Here is a 14927-nt window from a genome sequence, read left to right as displayed (position 1 = left end):
CATGATCCGCTCGATCCTGGTCGTGTGCATCGGCAACACCTGCCGCAGCCCGATGGCGCAGTACCTGCTGCGCAATGCGCTGCCCGGCTGCGCGATCGCATCGGCCGGCCTGGCGCCGCTCGCGGGCGCCGCCGCCGATCCGCATACGGTGCGGCTGCTCGCCGAAGAGGGGCTGGACCTGTCCGCCCACCGCGCGCGCGTGCTGGACGGCAACATGGTCAACAGCGCCGACCTGGTGCTGGTGATGGACACAGAACAAAGAGAGGCGCTGGAGCGCCAGTTTCCGCAGGCGCGCGGCAAGATCTACCGGCTTTGCGAGTTCATGCACGCTGACGTACCCGATCCCCATGGCTGTTCGCAGAACATGTTCCGGATCGTGCTCGGACTCGTCAGGCAGGGCGTCGACACATGGTCGGAGCGGATTCGCACCCTTGCACGGGATCCTTATCACGGGGAGGTAGCATGAACACCATCAATCCGCACGACATACTCCCGGGTTCGCAGCGCCCGGCCCGGGAGAAAGGGATGGACCTGACCGGCTATCTCGACATCCTGGTGCGCTACCGCTGGACCTTCTTCGCGGTGGCCGGCACGATCTTCCTGCTGGGCGCGACCTACGCGTTCTTCACCAAGTCGGTCTACCGCACCGACATCGTGGTGCAGGTGGAGGACACCGGCGGCAGCAGCAACACCAGCAAGCTCGCCGGCAGCGTGGCGCCGGTATTCGACGTCAAGCCGGCCGCCGCCGCGGAGATCGAGCTGCTGCATTCGCGCATGGTGGTAGGCAAGGCGGTGGACAACCTGCGCCTGTTCATCGAGGCCAGGCCGCGCTACTTCCCGCTCGTCGGCCAGCCGCTGGCGCGCTACAACCCGGGGCTGTCCGAGCCCGGGCTGTTCGGCTGGGGCGGCTTCGTGTGGGGCGACGAACATATCGCGGTGACGCGGCTCGACGTGCCGGCGCGCCTGGAGGGCAAACGCATGCGGGTCACGGCGCTGGACGACAAGCGCTACCGCCTGGCCATCGACGGCGAGAGCGAGGCCGCCACCGGCACCGTGGGCCAGCCGCTGCTGGTGCCGACCGCGCGCGGCAACGTCGAGATCGTGGTGGGCGAGCTCGACGCGCGGCCGGGCGCCGAATTCACGGTGACGCGGGTGCCGCGCGCCAACGCGATCGCCCAGTTGCAGCAGAACCTGCAGATCACCGAGCGCGGCAAGTCCAGCGGCGTGATCGGCATCACGCTCGAAGGCGCCGACCCCGACCTGATCGCCGCCACGCTCAACGAGATCGGCGCCGAGTATGTCGACCAGAACGTGCGCCGCCGCGCCGAGGAGGCCGAGAAATCGCTGGCCTTCCTCGAGCAGCAGCTGCCGCAGGTCAAGCAACAGGTGGAGACTGCCGAGACGCGCTACAACGCGCTGCGCAACCAGCGCGGCACCATCGACCTGAACGAGGAGTCGCGCCTGATCCTGTCGCAGTCGGTGCAGATCCAGACCCGCCTGCAGGAGCTGCGCCAGAAGCGCCAGGAACTGGTGACGCGCTTCACCGGCAACCATCCGAGCATCGGCATCATCGACGAGCAGATCGGCAGCCTGAACACCGCGCTGGCCGCCGTGACCGCGCGCATCCAGAAACTGCCCGAGGTGGAGCAGAACGTGGTGCGGCTGATGCGCGACGTGAAGGTCAGCACGGAGATGTACCAGTCCTTGCTCAACGACGCTCAGCAACTGCGCCTGACCAAGGCCAGCAAGGTCGGCACCGCGCGCCTGGTGGATCCGGCCGAGGTGCCGCTGGAACCGGTGCGGCCCGACCGCAAGCTGCTGGTGGTGTTCGCCGCGCTGCTCGGCACGGTGGGCGCGCTGATCGTGGTGTTCCTGCGCCACCTGCTCGACGGCGCCGTGTCCGAGGCCGACGACATCGAAAGCCAGACCGGCTTCACGGTCTACTCCACGATTCCCTTCAGCCCCGAGCAGTCGCGCCTGGCGGCGCAGGGCGGGCCCAATGCGCTGCTGGCGTGCCGCATGCCGGAGGACCCTGCCATGGAGAGCCTGCGCAGCTTCCGCACCGCCTTGCAGTTCTCGCTGCTGGGCACGCATCATCCGGTGGTGCTGGTGACCGGCCCGGCGCCGGGCGTGGGCAAGTCCTTCATCTGCGCCAACTTCGCCGCGGTGCTGGCGGCCGGCGGCAAGCGCGTGGTGCTGATCGACGCGGACCTGCGCCGCGGCAATCTCAACCACCGCTTCGACACCGCGCGCGGCCCCGGGCTGACCGAGCTGCTGCACGGCGCGCCGGTGGAAGACACGGTGCGCAGGCAGGTGGTGCCCGGGCTGGACTTCATTCCCACCGGCACGCTGCCGGCGAATTCCGCGGACCTGCTGCTCAGCCCGATGATGGACTCGCTGCTTGCCGCGCTGAAGTCTAACTACGACGTGGTGCTGATCGACACGCCGCCGGTGCTGGCCGCCTCCGACACCGGCATCCTGGCCACCAAGGCCGACGCCGTGTTCATGGTGGCGCGCGCGGACTCCACCACGATGGACGAACTCGAGGCGGCCGGCAAGGCGATCCGGCAGGCCGGCGGCGAGGTCAAGGGGGTGTTGTTCAACGGCCTGAACGTGCAGGGCCGCTGGTACCGGGCGCACTACAACTTCGGCAAGTACCGGTACCTGAGCTACCGCTACCAGGACGTGGCGGTGGTGGAGAGCCGGTGAGCGCGGGGCATGGCCTGCATGCCCCGGCCGGTGCCCCGGGGCTCAGGCCTTGCGGGTCGCCCTCATCGGAAAGCTTCCGAACAGGCCGGCGGCGATCGTGCCTTCCATGGTGTCGCCCGCCAGCACGGCCTCGACCTTGAGCGTCAGCGGCAGGGGTTTCGTGAGCTTCATCCGGAAGCTCACGCGGTCGCCGTCCAGCTCGCCGTCGGTGACATCGACGCAGCCCGCCTGGCCCGCGTTGGTGCCGCTGAAGCCGCCGGCCGGCCCGGGGTTGATGGTGAGCACCGAGTGCTGTTCGCCGTTCGGCGTCTGCGAGACGCAGTCCCACTGGCCACTGATTTCTGCCGTCATAGACAATTCCTGCTGCTTTGAGTCAACGTGAAAACGGTACCGATGCCCGGTACCGGCGCCCGCCCCCGGCTTCGCCGAAGGCGGAGGGCACCTCTGGACCGACGCGCCGCGCGGCGGGCCGGCGGCATTGCTGCCGGGCCCGCCGCTGGCGTTCCGGTACGTGATGATCGCATAGCGGCCGGGCGGACGGCGCGGCGCGAGAGGGCGGCGTGATTCCGGCGGCGTGATTCCGCGCCCGGGCCGCCGGCCCCGGGCGCGGCACCGGGTCAGGCCCCGGCGCTGCCCGCCACGGCGTCTCCCATTTCCACGCGCTCGCCGCTGCCGGCCACCTCCTCGCTGCGCGCGGCCTGCTGCTCGAGGTAGCGCACCAGGTAGGCGCCGAGCGCGGCCCGGCTTTCGGCAAGGAACAGGGAATGGTCGAACTTCGGCAGGGTCCGCACGCGGATGTGCTCGAGCCCCTGCAGGGCTTCGAGGTTGCCGCCGAAGCGGTCCTTGGCCTCTTCCAGGCCGATGTCGCTCATGCCGAACAGGAAGTCCGTCTGCACGCCGCGCCGGTCCAGCTCGCGCATGGCGGCGCGCGCGAAGCCGGTCACGGTGGCGGTGTCCTCGCCACCGCGCCAGCGCGCCAGCGCGGACGCGCCGCGCTGGCCCAGGCGGCGCCCGACGCGGCGCACGAAGCCGTACAGGATCGGCCCGACCTTGACCTTGCCGCGCAGCAGCCGCTGCCAGTTCTCGGCGCGGCGCACCGCCGCGGCGTAGCCGCGCATGGACTGCACGCGCTCGTTGACGGCGGCCGCGTCGGCCTCGTCCCAGCGGAACTTGGCGAGGTTGGCCAGCACCACGCCGGACACGGCCGGGTTGCGCAGCGCCACGTGCAGGCTGATGTAGGCGCCCGAGCATACGCCCGAGACCACGATGCGGCGAAAGCCCTGCGCGCGCAGCCAGTCCACCGCGGCGCTGGCGTCTTCGCAGGCGCACGGATCGTATACGGCGGGGATGCTCATCTGGCGCGCCGGCGCGGGGCTGTCGCCGAGCGCCGACAGGTCCAGGCGCAGCGCGGTCACGCCGTGGCGCGCCAGCTCGCGCGACAGCGTGACGAATAGCCGCCCGTCGCCGACATGGTGGTTGCCGCCGGTGTTCGGGAACAGGATGGCCACGCCGTTGGGCGCGCGCCGGGCCGGCTGGCACAGGATGCCGAACTGACGGCCGCGGTCCAGCCAGACCCGCTGCTCGCGCACGCCGTCCACCTCGCACTCCAGCGCCAGGTGACGCTCCGGCGCTGCCGGGGCCGCGGCCCTGGCGGCGGGCGCGGGACGCAGCCAGGCCAGCACGGCTTGCCAGGCGGCCTCGGGCACCCTGGCGTACTCGGCCGCCTGCATCATGCCCGGGTACTCGGCAAAGCCGTCCAGCGTGACCTCGGCCCCCGAATCCCGGTAAAGCGTACCCATTTCTGCGACCGGCGACGCGGCCCCGGGCCAGGCGTCGAGCAGCAGCACGCGCGGCGCCGGGCAGCCCTTGCGGCGCGCCAGGCGCAGCCCCTCGAGCGCCGCCACGGTGTCGGGCTGAAAGCGGTAGGCCAGCACGTCGAGGGAGCCGTCGGTGGGCGGCGCCGGCGCGATGTCGGGGATGACGTTGTTGATCCAGCCGGTATGCAGGGCGCGCAGCTCGCGCAGATAGGCACGCCCGCTCGCCACCGGCGCCAGCAGGACCAGCCCCGCCACCACGGCGGGATCGCGCGCGGCCAGCGCCTCGGCCGCGAGCACCGCCAGCGCGGCGCCCAGGCGCAGGCCGCACAGCACCACGCGGGTCACGCCGCCCTGCTCGCGCAGCGTGTCCACGGCGGCCAGGATGCCGTGCACGCACCAGGCGATGTGTTCCTCCTCGGCGCCGGTGCCGGCGGAGTCGCCGGTGCCGGGATAGTCGAAGCGCAGCGCCGGCAGCCCGGCGGCCGCGAGATCGCCGGCAAGGTGCCGCAGCGCGCGGTGCGACCACATCGCTTCGTGGCCGTGCGGATTGCATATCACCACGCCCGTGGTGCCTGGCGCCTCATGCAGCCAGCCGGCGCATCCCTCGAACAAGACCGGTTTCATCACCTCTCCCAATGAAAAACGGGGCACGGGCCCCTGGCATTCGCGCACGCAGAAACGGGTACGCTTTGTTGTTTCGCATGTGTCCGGAGCGGGCCCCGCCGCTGCCCGCCATGCCCCGCCGGTGCCATCTGGCGGCGCTTGCGGGCGCGCCGGAGGGAACGGCGGCCGCGGCGTTCCCGCGCGTCCAGCGGCACGCAGAAACGGGTACGCCTGCGGCCGCCGCGCGCTGTGGCGAGCTTTCACGCCGCCGGCATGGAGCCATGCTCGCCCTTGGCCGGGCCCGCGGCGGGGCGCGCTTCCAGCGCCAGCGCTTCGGGCCGCGCGGGCGGCAACGGCAAGCCCAGGTACGGATTCATGGCGGCAAAGTCCGCGCGGTTGCTGCGCCGGCGCGTGACGCCGTTGAGCATGCCGCCGGCCAGGCGGGCCTCGGCGCGCGCCAGGCGCTTGAGTGCCTCGTCGACCTGGCTGGCCGGCGTGACGTCGGCACGCACCACCATCAGCGTGGCGCCGGCCAGGTTGGCGACCAGGGTGCCATCGGCCACCGCCAGCACCGGCGGCGTGTCGATGATGACGAGGTCGAAGCGGGCCTTGCAGATCCGCAGCGTCTCGGCCAGCGTGGGCATCATCAACAGCTCGGACGGATTGGGCGGCGTCGCGCCGGCGGTGATCAGCGACAGGCCCGCTATCACGGTGGGGCGCACCACGGTGGCCGGATCGGCGCGGCCCGCCAGCAGGTCGGCCAGCCCGGGCTCGGGGGCCTGGTCGAACCAGTTGGCGACCTTGCCGCGCCGCAGGTCGGCATCGATGAGCAGCACGCGCTGGCCGGCTTCGGCAAACAGCACGGCCAGGTTGACCGCGGCGAAGGTCTTGCCGGCGCCGGGCGCCGGGCTGGTCACGGCGAGCACGCAGTCGGGCGCGTTGCGCACGGCGAAATGCAGTGCCGCGCGCAGGCTGCGCAGGCCCTCCACCGCGACCGAATGCGGCGAGCGCCGCGCCAGCAGGAAGCGGTCGTGCAGGCCGCAGCGCAGCAGCCGGTCGCCCTCGCTGGAGGCGAACTCGCCGGGCTCGGCCAGCGCGGTGCCGGGTGCCGGGGCGTAGAGCCGCGGGCCGGGGGCGCCGGCAAACCCCATCATCATGCCCAGGCGGCGGTGCACTTCCGCCTGCTGCTCCAGTTCGGCCTGCTCGCTGCTGAAAGCGATCTCGCCCAGCATGGGCATGCCGAGCCGCGCCTCGGCATCGGCGGTGTTGGCCACCGAGGGCTTGAAGCGCTGGCGCGCGGCCACGCCGGCCAGGCCCAGGCACAGGCCGAGCAGCGCGCCGCCGCCGGTGAGCGGCAGCGGGCCAAGGTCGTCCGGGCGCGCCGGCGGCAGCGCCGGGTCGACGATGCGCATGGCGTTGGAGCGGTCGGACTGCGCCAGCGAGAGTTGCTGCTCGCGGTTGCGCAGGGTCATGTACATGTCCTCGGCGACCTTGACGTCGCGCGTGAGCGCCACCGATTCGCGCTCGGTCTCGGACAGGTTCTGCATGCGCGAATCCATATCGCGCCGCACCTTGCTGAGTTCCTGGATCTGCGTGTCGACCGTGCGCACCTCGTTGCTGTCGGTGGTGAAGCGCTGCAGCAGGCGGGTGCGCTCCAGGCGCAGCGCGGCGATCTGGCGCTGGTAGTCCATGCTGCCGTTGAGGTAGGACTGCGCCTCCTGGGTGGGCGCCATGGTGCCGCTGCGCGCGCGATAGCGCGTAAGCGCGGCTTCCGCGCGCTCGAGCTCGCCCTGCACGCGCGGCAGCTCGCTGGTGACGAAGGCCAGGCTGCCGGCCGCGTCGTCGCGGCGCTGGGTGGTCTGGCTGTCGATATAGGACTGGGCCACGCCGTTGACCAGCGCGGCGGCGAGCTTGCGGTCCGGGTAGCGCCAGGCAATGCGCACGGTGCCGGCATCGCGCGTGTGCTCGTCGATCACCAGCTCGCGCGAGATGGCATCGACCGTCGACAGCGAATCGTGCCGCATCAGTTCGAAACGCGCGCCGGGCTGCGCGTCGAGCTGCGCGACCTGCAGTTCCACGTCGTTGCCCGCGGCGGGTTCGCCCACCGCGCCGTCGAGCAGCATGGCGTCGCCCGCATAGAGCCGGTAGCGCCCTTCGGGCTGGGCCACCAAAGTCAGCGGCACGTTCAGCAGGCGCTCGGGCACCGACAGGCTGTCCACCTGGATGCGCTCGCCGCCCCACGCATAACCGAGGCTCGCGGGCCACGGCGCGATGGCGTGCCCGGGCTCGGCCAGGCGCGCCGCGAGCGCGCCCACCAGCGGCGCGCGCACGGGCGCGGCCGACACGTCCAGGTGCAGGCGCTCCACCACCGGCCCGACCACCGCGCGGCTGGTCAGCATGCCGGGATCGAACGGCGCGGCGGATACATTGCTCTGCACGGCATTGCGCGGCGCCACCTGCACCAGCGCCTCCACGCGGTAGCGCGGCGGCGTGGACAGCGCCGCCAGCGCGCCGAGCACCGCGCCGGCAACCGTGAGCCCGACGATCCAGCCGAGGTGGTCGAGCAGCGCGCGCCGCCCGCGCGCACCCGGCGGCGCCGGCTCGTTGGCGGCCGGCGTGGCGCCGGCGAAGAACAACCTGTTCACGACATTCTCCCTGAGCGATGGCCGCGATGGCCACGATGGCCGCAACAGCCCCAGTAGCCGCAGCAGCGCCGACAGCCGCAACCGCCTCAGGCGCTTGCCAGCGCCGGCAGCAGCCGGTCGAACTCGCGCTTGACGAGCTTGTAGCACTCGCAGGAATGCGCTTCCAGGCCGTGCCGGTCGAGCACGGTGATGTGCCCGCGGCTATGCTGGATCAGGCCGAGATCCTCGAGCTTGCCGGCCGCCTCGGTCACGCCCTCGCGGCGCACGCCGAGCATGTTGGCGATGACCTGCTGCGTGATGACCAGCTCGTTGGAGGCCATGCGGTCGAGCGCCAGCAGCAGCCAGCGGCACAGTTGCTTGTTGAGCGAGTGGTGGCGGTTGCACACCGCGGTCTGCGCGATCTGCGTGAGCACGGCCTGCACGTAGAGCAGCGTGACGCGCTGGATCGCCGGCGAATGCAGGAACTCCTGCTTGAGCGTGGCGGCGGACAGGCGGTAGGCGAAGCCCGGCGTGCGCACTTCCACGCGGCACGGCATGGTGTCGCCGCCGGTCAGCACCGGGATGCCGACCAGCCCTTCCTTGCCGATGGCGGCGATCTCCACCGTGGCGCCGTCTTCCAGCAGCGACAGCATCGAGACGATGGCCGTGGTGGGAAAGTAGACGTGGTGGATGCGCTGGCCGGAGTCGGTCAGCAGTTGCCCGGCGCGCATGCGCACCAGCTCGAGATGCGCCGACAACGACTCCCAATCCTTGCGCGGCAAGGCACCCAACACATGATTGACGTGCAGATCCGAACGCTGACTGATCATTTCCCTCTCCCCGTGACCAGCCGCACGAACGCTTAAGACCGAAGCCGGTCCGCGCATCTCGCGGGACCTGCGCCGGCCACCTTTTCTCTGACCCTGGCTCGTGCGGCATCTGTGTCTTCATTAAGTGCCATATGTGGCCCTGCCAACAGTAGCCGCACGGCTGAAACCCGGTCATCCTTCGGTAGGTTGGAGAGCGCCGCGCCGGCGGCGCGCGCCGGAGGGACCGGCACCCGGGCTGGACGGCGCATCAGGCGCCGGGCGCACTATACGCAAGCGCACGTCTCGCATTGAGCGCATGGACCTCCCCCATCGGGATAGGAGCGGTGTCCGGGAGGCCTACACTCCGCCTTCCTCCATCGGCGGCGGCGATGCCGGCCTCGGGCAGCAGCCTCACGCGCCGGCGGCTGCCGGGCGCGAGGTGGAACCAGTCCTGCTCGGGGCGCATGGCCACGTCTTCGATGTGCACCCAGCGCGCAAAGCGCCGCGCCGAGATCGTGAGCCACCAGTCGCCCTCCTCATGCGCCACCTCCACCGCCAGCTCGGGCGGCTCGAGCGCGGCCGCGCTGCGCTCGGGCAGGTAGCAGGCCTGGCTCAGCAGGGCGCCGTCCGCGGGGTCATACAGCGCGGCGCGCACCACGTCGTGCATGCGCGGACCGAAACGGTAGGCATAGGTGAAATCGAAGAACGCGCCCGCCAGTTCGGCGCCGCTCACGCGCTGCGTGGAGCGCGGCGCCAGGCACAGCTCGCGCGTCACGTCGAGCAGCGCGGTCTCGCCGTCGCGCCAGCATTGCAGTTGCAGGCGCACCGCGCGCGGCGCGGCGCCCTCGTTGATCAGGTGCAGGTGGATGCCATTGAGGCCTTCGTCGGTCACCAGCACCTGCAGCGGCTGCCACACCTGGCGCAGCGCGTGCCATGCCGACTTGGGCCGCGCCAGCGCGTCGACGATGCCCCAGCCGGCGCCCGGCAGCAGGTCCTGCAGTTGCCATACCAGGGCGCCGGCGCAGGTGGAGCCGCAGCGGCGCCATTCGCTGAAGACGTCGGTCATGACCTCGGCCACCACCGCGCGCGACAGCTGCAGGTAGCGCGCGGCGTCTTCATAGCGCAGGCGCGGCGGGTCCACCTTGAACAGTTCGCGCAGGTAGAAATCGCGCACGTCCTCGAAATCCCAGCCGCTGCCGGCATCGCGCGGCACGCGCGCCTTCCAGCGCGGGTCGTGCACGGGCGGCACCGCGAGCGCTTCCGCCATGGTGCGCGCGCACGGCACGTTGGCAAAGGCCAGGCATTCGGAGGTGAAGCGCACGTTGGCGCGGCGCGCGTCCTCGAGCGGACGCTGGTAGGCGCCCACGCCGTAGTAGTGCGTCACGCCGCTGTCAGGCTGGAACGGCCACGCACCGCCGCTGGGCGAATTGCGCACGTAGACGGCGTCCGGGTGCCAGCGCGCCAGGCAAGCCGGGATGATCTCGTCGAACAGCGGCTGGCGCCATGCATCGGCGGCAACGCCCATCATGGCGGCCTGCTGCTCCACCTCGCTGCCGCCGCACAGCACCGCCACGCTCGGGTGGTGGCGGTGCGCGGCCAGCCATTCGCTGACCTCGCGCGTGGCCTGCGCCATCAGCGGGCGCGCGGCTGCGGCATCGGCCGAGTAGTCGAAGTTGGCGAACATGAAATCCTGCCAGACCAGCAGGCCGAGCGCGTCGCAGGCGTCGAAGAAGGCGTCGCCCTGGTAGCAGGTGACGCCGCTTACGCGCACCATGTTCATGCCGGCGCCGTGCGCCAGCGCGAGCCATTTCTCCACTGCCGCGGGCGTGTCGGCGTGGCCGGCCAGATCGTGGCTGGTCCAGCAGGCGCCGCGGCAGAAGATACGCTCGCCGTTCACGCGCAGCGCGAAGCCCTCGCCGCCTTCCGGTGTCGCGCGCTCGGCTTCGATGCGGCGAAAGCCGACCTGCGCGCAGTCGATGCGCAACTCGCCCAGCCGCAACTGCACGGCATAGCGCTCGGGCGCGCCGTGCGTGTGCGGCCACCACAGGCGCGGCGCGGGCACGGCCAGCTCGCCTTCGTAGACGATGCCGCCGGGGCCGGCGTCCACCGCGTCGAGCGGGGCCTCGCGCCCGTCGGCGCACAGCATCAGCGGCACGCCCGGCGGCAACGGCGCCACGTCGCGCAGGCGCAGGCGGATCACGCCGCGCGCCAGGCCGGCGTCGAGCGCGGCGTGCAGGTCGTAGCGCGCCGTCAGCAGCGGGCTGGCGGAGTCGAGCGGCAGCAGGTCGACGCCGCGCCAGGGGCCGACCGCGTGGACCGGGGGGCACCAGCCCGGCATGTGGCCCAGCAGCGTGGTGCGCACCAGCCGCAGCGAGGGCGGGGTAACCAGGCGCGGCTTCCACCGCACCGGCCCGCGCTGGCCGCGCAGCCAGCGGTGCAGCGCGCGGAAGCACAGGTACAGCACGTGATCGCCGTCGAGATGCAGCTCGGCCTCGTGCGCGGTGAACATGTTGTGCGCGTCGAGCACGCGCGTCTCGTCGAGCCAGACCTCGGCCACCGTGGCCAGGCCGTGCAGGCGCAGGCGATAGGCGCCCGCGCCGCGCAGCGGCACGCGATACCAGTAGTCGTGGTCGTGCAGCGCGCGCGGCGCGCCGGGCTGCCATTGCCCGGCCGCCTGCAGCGCCTGCGCCACGGTGCCCGGCACGCTGGCCGGCAGCCATGGCCCGTGGCCGGCCAGCGCGGCCAGGGCGGCGGGAGAGGCAGCCGCGCCGGCGGGCGTCTCCAGCAGGGTCCAGCCGCCTTCGAGCGGCTGCCGGCAGGCGGGCCGCCCGGGGACCGGCGTGAGTACGAGCGGGGCGTGCATGGCCAGCGGGCGCCTCAGGACCCGGCCTCGCCCATGTAGCCGGCGAGCGCGGGCACCGCCGCCTCGTAGGAGGCTTCGAGCTGGTCCAGGCAATCCTGGCAGCGGTCCACGCGGCGGCTGATGATCGAGCGCACCAGGCGGAACTGCATCACCATCGCCTCGGAGGCCATTTTCTGGCATGCGGCGGCGATGCTGTCCGGCATCGGCTGGCCGTGCTGGGCCAGCCAGCGCAGGTACTGCGCGAGCAGCTCGAAGTTGGCGCCGAGCTGGCGCAGCACGCTGAAGGCGTAGGGATGGAAGACCTGCTCGCCGCCTGCCATCAGCGCTTCCTGGTGCGCCGGGAATGCGGTGCGGAAGGCGGTGACGGGGTTCTGGCGCGGCCGGCGCGCCAGGTGCTTGCGCAGCAGCGCGAGCGAGGCGCGCACCAGCATCGTCCCCTCCAGCGCCGGGAAGCGGCGGCGCACGACTTCGGCGTAGGGAAACAGCAGGTTCACGTCGCCGGCCAGGCCGGGCAGGCGGCGGAACAGGCCGTCGTAGTCCTCGCCGCTGGCCACGTGATAGCCCTCGTTGTGGTAATAGCCGACCGACTGGGCGTCGGGCACCATCACGTCGATGCCGATGGTGGTCTTGCTGTGCTCGCGGCGGTACGTCGTGGCGCGGTTGTCGGGCAGGTAGAAGCTGTCCACCTCGAGCAGCACCACGTGGCCGCGGCTGGTCTGCGCGGCCACGCGCGCCTCCATCGACTCGTACAGCGACAGTTCCTGCACCACCACGCCGTACAGGCGCTCGAGGTCGTCGTGCGGGTATTTGAAGAAGGTGAACTGGTCGCCCTCGAAATCCTGCGCCACGGTGAAGCCGAGCGCCGCCACCGGGTCGAGCGCCCAGCCGTGCAGCAGCTCGATCCACAGGTCCACATAGCAGTTGGTCTGCGGCCAGACCGGGTTGCCGCTGTGCAGGGCGTGCGACACGTGGGTGCCGCGCTCCAGGGTACGGGGGGCCACGAGCATCACAGCTCTCCCAGCGTGGCGCGCACGTTGCGGGGCCACCGCGACACGTCGAAGCCGTGGTGGCGCAGCAGGGCCAGCGTCAGCCGCTCGATGCCGAAGCCGACGCAGCCGGTGTGGGCCGGCTCGCCGTCGGCGGTGCGCAGCTCCCACACCTGGCCGAAGTGATCCATGTGGTAGTTGAAGCTCATGCAGGCAGTGGGCGGGGCACCGTCGTTGATGGGGATCAGCAGCTCGAACTTGAGCTTCAGCTCGCGCTGGCTGTCGGCCACGATCTTGCCGCCGCGGCCGAAGAAGGGATCGTTGGCGACGTCCACCTCGTGCGGCAGTTCGAGCAGGCCGGCGAGCTGCTGGCCACGCTCCATCCACAGCTGGCGGAACGCGATGATCTGCCCGGCGTTGCCCAGGCGCACGTACTCGCGCTGGCGGAACATCTGCATGCGGGCCGGGTCGATCGACGGCTCGTGGCGGAAGCAGTACGACAGCACGTCCACCACCAGGCCCTGCGGCGGCATCGGGCCGCGGCGGGCCACCGCCGGGTAGATCGGGTAGCACGCCGCGGGCGTGAGCACCACGCGCGTGGGGCGCTGTTCGTCGGCCCATTCCTCGCCGTCTTCGAGCCGCGCCAGCAGACGGTGGTGATCGCGGTCGCTGCCGCAGAAGCTGTGCACGGTGCCGGCCAACTGCGGAAAGCTCTTGAGATAGTCGCTGGCCTCGAAGTCCTTGCGCGACATGGCCGGCGGGAAGCGCATCACTTCCGCGTGCTGGTCGGCGCCGAGCGCGCTGACGGCCACGTTGAGGCCGTCGGCGATCGCCTCGAACACCGCGCTGCGGCCGTACACGCCGTCGACGCCGCTGGGAATCAGCAGGCCCGCTTCGATTAGCGCCTGCTGGTAGCGCCGCTGGCCGGCCTGCGGGTCGCCATAGGGCGGTGCCGCAGCCGCATGCCCGGCGGGCTCGGCGGGCGGGGCGCCGGCATTGTCCACGCTAACGTTGGCATCCATGTGGTGCTCCTCAGCTCGAACGCTCGGCCAGCAGCAGGCTGGCGGTGTTGGTCAGGATCCGGTCGTTGTTGATCATCAGCGGCGCCGACCAGAGATCGCGCAGATGGCGCCCGAGGCTGTAGGGCGTGCCGTGCTTGTAGCCGGCCATGCCGCAGATCATCATGGCCTGCTGCACCGCCTCGATGGCCAGCGCCGAGACGCTGGTCTTGAGCCCGTTCATCTCCGCGGCGAGCGAGAACAGCGCCGACACCGACAACCCCGCGTGGCGCTGGCGCTGATGCGCCAGCGCGAGCTCGAGCCGGCCTTCCATCATCTGCACCATCGCCACCGCGTCGGCCACGCGCGTGGCCGACGGCGGCAGCGAGCCGGGGCGCGCGCGCGCCTGGCCCTGGAAGAAGGTCTTGGCGCGGTGCACGGCGTCGCCGGCGATGCCGGTCCACAGGGAGGCCCAGAGAATATGGGAGACCGGCGTCATGGTGCCGTCGGCGATCTCGCCGAACGCCACCGGCAGGATCTGCTCGCAGGCGCCGCGCGCTTCCAGGCGGAAGCCGTTGCTGCAGGTGCCGCGCATGCCCAGGGTGTCCCAGGTGCTGAGGCTCTCCAGCGTGAAGTCGGGCTTGAGCAGGCACACCATGACCTGGTCGGACGGCGAGGCGTCGGCATGGCGGCGCGCGGTCGCCAGAATGGCGTCGGCGTGCGCGCCGTAGGAGATGGTCGGCGCCATCTTGAGCAGATGGAAGCGGCCGTGCTCCTCGTTGACCGCGCAGCCGCTGTTGCGCAGCGCGCCGCCGATGGCTTCTTCCGAGGTGGCCGAGGCCAGCAGCAATTGCTCGGCGGCGATGCGCTCGAGCAGTTGCTCGTGCCAGGGGCTGCCGCTGCCGTGCTCGATGAGGCAGGCGACCTGGATCTGGTGCATCGCGTAGATCATGCCGGTCGACGAGCAGGCCGCGGCAAGCACGCGGCAGATCGCCGCGATGGTGTCGAGCGAGGCGCCCGCGCCGCCGTGCGCGGCCGGCACCATGGCGCCGAGCAGGCGATGCTGGCGCAGCACCGCGAAGGCCTCGTGGGGGAAAGCGGCGTCGCGGTCGACGCGGTCGGCATGCTGCGCCGCTTCGGCGGCGGCCAGGGCCGCTGCGGCCATCAGCTCGGCGGTGCCGGTAAGGACCGCGGCCGGGCGCGCCAGCTCGACGCTGGCCAGCGGGGGGCTCATGCTGCCTCCTGCTGCTGCCTGAGCTGCTCGGCCGCGGCCGCCAGCGAATTCACGCTGCGAAAGAGCTGGCGGGTAAGCATGGCGTCCGGGATCTCGATGTTGAACGCGTTCTCGATGGCCAGCATCACGTGCACGGTGGCCAGCGACGACAGCCCGGCTTCGTAGAGATCGGCCTGGTCGTCGAGCGCCTCGACCGATACGTCGAGCCGCGCCACATCGGCAAGGATTTGTCGAATGGTTGCCTTCATCTCTTTACTCCTCGGTGAGGATGATCGGGTTTCATC

11 protein-coding genes are annotated in these 14927 nt (G+C 71.6%); 2 read left to right on the top strand and 9 right to left on the bottom strand.

All coding sequences use genetic code 11. The features are described from left to right. Nucleotide 1: 1 nt before the first annotated feature. Together ACKI2N_RS20155 and ACKI2N_RS20150 are read left to right on the top strand one after the other, a co-directional pair. A complete protein-coding gene (locus ACKI2N_RS20155) occupies nucleotides 2–466 on the top strand; it encodes a low molecular weight phosphotyrosine protein phosphatase (protein WP_420997520.1) in 465 nt (154 codons plus the stop codon). Then, complete coding sequence (locus tag ACKI2N_RS20150) at nucleotides 463–2709, top strand: polysaccharide biosynthesis tyrosine autokinase (protein WP_420997521.1); 2247 nt, start codon at nucleotides 463–465, stop codon at nucleotides 2707–2709. The genes ACKI2N_RS20155 and ACKI2N_RS20150 overlap by 4 nt, the downstream gene beginning before the upstream one ends. A 42-nt stretch (nucleotides 2710–2751) precedes the next feature. Here ACKI2N_RS20150 and ACKI2N_RS20145 read toward each other — a convergent pair whose 3' ends face one another. The 9 genes from ACKI2N_RS20145 to ACKI2N_RS20105 all read right to left on the bottom strand — a co-directional run bounded on the left by ACKI2N_RS20145 (nucleotide 2752) and on the right by ACKI2N_RS20105 (nucleotide 14891). Continuing rightward, entirely contained in the window at nucleotides 2752–3060 is a 309-nt protein-coding gene (locus ACKI2N_RS20145; protein WP_420997522.1) for a hypothetical protein, read from the bottom strand. Between the two features lie 266 nt (nucleotides 3061–3326). Next, entirely contained in the window at nucleotides 3327–5150 is a 1824-nt protein-coding gene (locus ACKI2N_RS20140) for an alpha/beta fold hydrolase (protein WP_420997523.1), read from the bottom strand. A 239-nt stretch (nucleotides 5151–5389) separates the two neighbouring features. Further along, nucleotides 5390–7765, bottom strand: a complete 2376-nt coding sequence (locus tag ACKI2N_RS20135; protein WP_420997542.1) for a polysaccharide biosynthesis tyrosine autokinase — start codon at nucleotides 7763–7765, stop codon at nucleotides 5390–5392. Between the two features lie 95 nt (nucleotides 7766–7860). Next, nucleotides 7861–8583 (bottom strand): Crp/Fnr family transcriptional regulator, encoded by a 723-nt coding sequence (locus tag ACKI2N_RS20130; protein ID WP_420997524.1) that lies wholly within the window; start codon nucleotides 8581–8583, stop codon nucleotides 7861–7863. A gap of 247 nt (nucleotides 8584–8830) precedes the next feature. Beyond that, nucleotides 8831–11425, bottom strand: coding sequence for a glycosyl hydrolase 2 galactose-binding domain-containing protein (locus tag ACKI2N_RS20125; protein ID WP_420997525.1), 2595 nt, complete (start codon nucleotides 11423–11425; stop codon nucleotides 8831–8833). Between the two features lie 14 nt (nucleotides 11426–11439). Continuing rightward, nucleotides 11440–12432, bottom strand: coding sequence for a DUF1839 family protein (locus ACKI2N_RS20120; RefSeq protein WP_420997526.1), 993 nt, complete (start codon nucleotides 12430–12432; stop codon nucleotides 11440–11442). After that, entirely contained in the window at nucleotides 12432–13433 is a 1002-nt protein-coding gene (locus tag ACKI2N_RS20115) for an amino acid--[acyl-carrier-protein] ligase (RefSeq protein ID WP_420997527.1), read from the bottom strand. Before ACKI2N_RS20115 ends, ACKI2N_RS20120 begins: the two co-directional genes overlap by 1 nt. 10 nt (nucleotides 13434–13443) lie before the next feature. Next, the gene (locus ACKI2N_RS20110; protein ID WP_420997528.1) at nucleotides 13444–14643 is read right to left on the bottom strand and encodes an acyl-CoA dehydrogenase family protein; all 1200 of its coding nucleotides are present in this window, start codon (nucleotides 14641–14643) and stop codon (nucleotides 13444–13446) included. Next, entirely contained in the window at nucleotides 14640–14891 is a 252-nt protein-coding gene (locus tag ACKI2N_RS20105) for an acyl carrier protein (RefSeq protein WP_420997529.1), read from the bottom strand. Before ACKI2N_RS20105 ends, ACKI2N_RS20110 begins: the two co-directional genes overlap by 4 nt. Between the last annotated feature and the right edge of the window lie 36 nt (nucleotides 14892–14927).

This window comes from Cupriavidus sp. 30B13 (genome assembly GCF_049059565.2).
Lineage (GTDB): Bacteria > Pseudomonadota > Gammaproteobacteria > Burkholderiales > Burkholderiaceae > Cupriavidus.
Note: the sequence above shows the minus strand (reverse complement) of the source record. Positions and strands in the feature narration are given on the sequence as shown.

Excerpts from the sequence above, each read along its gene's own strand:
- ACKI2N_RS20150 (WP_420997521.1), top strand. The coding sequence starts at position 463 with ATGAACACCATCAATCCGCACGACATACTCCCGGGTTCGCAGCGCCCG.
- ACKI2N_RS20155 (WP_420997520.1), top strand. The coding sequence starts at position 2 with ATGATCCGCTCGATCCTGGTCGTGTGCATCGGCAACACCTGCCGCAGC.
- ACKI2N_RS20145 (WP_420997522.1), bottom strand. The coding sequence starts at position 3,060 with ATGACGGCAGAAATCAGTGGCCAGTGGGACTGCGTCTCGCAGACGCCG.
- ACKI2N_RS20110 (WP_420997528.1), bottom strand. The coding sequence starts at position 14,643 with ATGAGCCCCCCGCTGGCCAGCGTCGAGCTGGCGCGCCCGGCCGCGGTC.
- ACKI2N_RS20130 (WP_420997524.1), bottom strand. The coding sequence starts at position 8,583 with ATGATCAGTCAGCGTTCGGATCTGCACGTCAATCATGTGTTGGGTGCC.
- ACKI2N_RS20120 (WP_420997526.1), bottom strand. The coding sequence starts at position 12,432 with ATGCTCGTGGCCCCCCGTACCCTGGAGCGCGGCACCCACGTGTCGCAC.
- ACKI2N_RS20125 (WP_420997525.1), bottom strand. The coding sequence starts at position 11,425 with ATGCACGCCCCGCTCGTACTCACGCCGGTCCCCGGGCGGCCCGCCTGC.
- ACKI2N_RS20140 (WP_420997523.1), bottom strand. The coding sequence starts at position 5,150 with ATGAAACCGGTCTTGTTCGAGGGATGCGCCGGCTGGCTGCATGAGGCG.
- ACKI2N_RS20115 (WP_420997527.1), bottom strand. The coding sequence starts at position 13,433 with ATGGATGCCAACGTTAGCGTGGACAATGCCGGCGCCCCGCCCGCCGAG.
- ACKI2N_RS20105 (WP_420997529.1), bottom strand. The coding sequence starts at position 14,891 with ATGAAGGCAACCATTCGACAAATCCTTGCCGATGTGGCGCGGCTCGAC.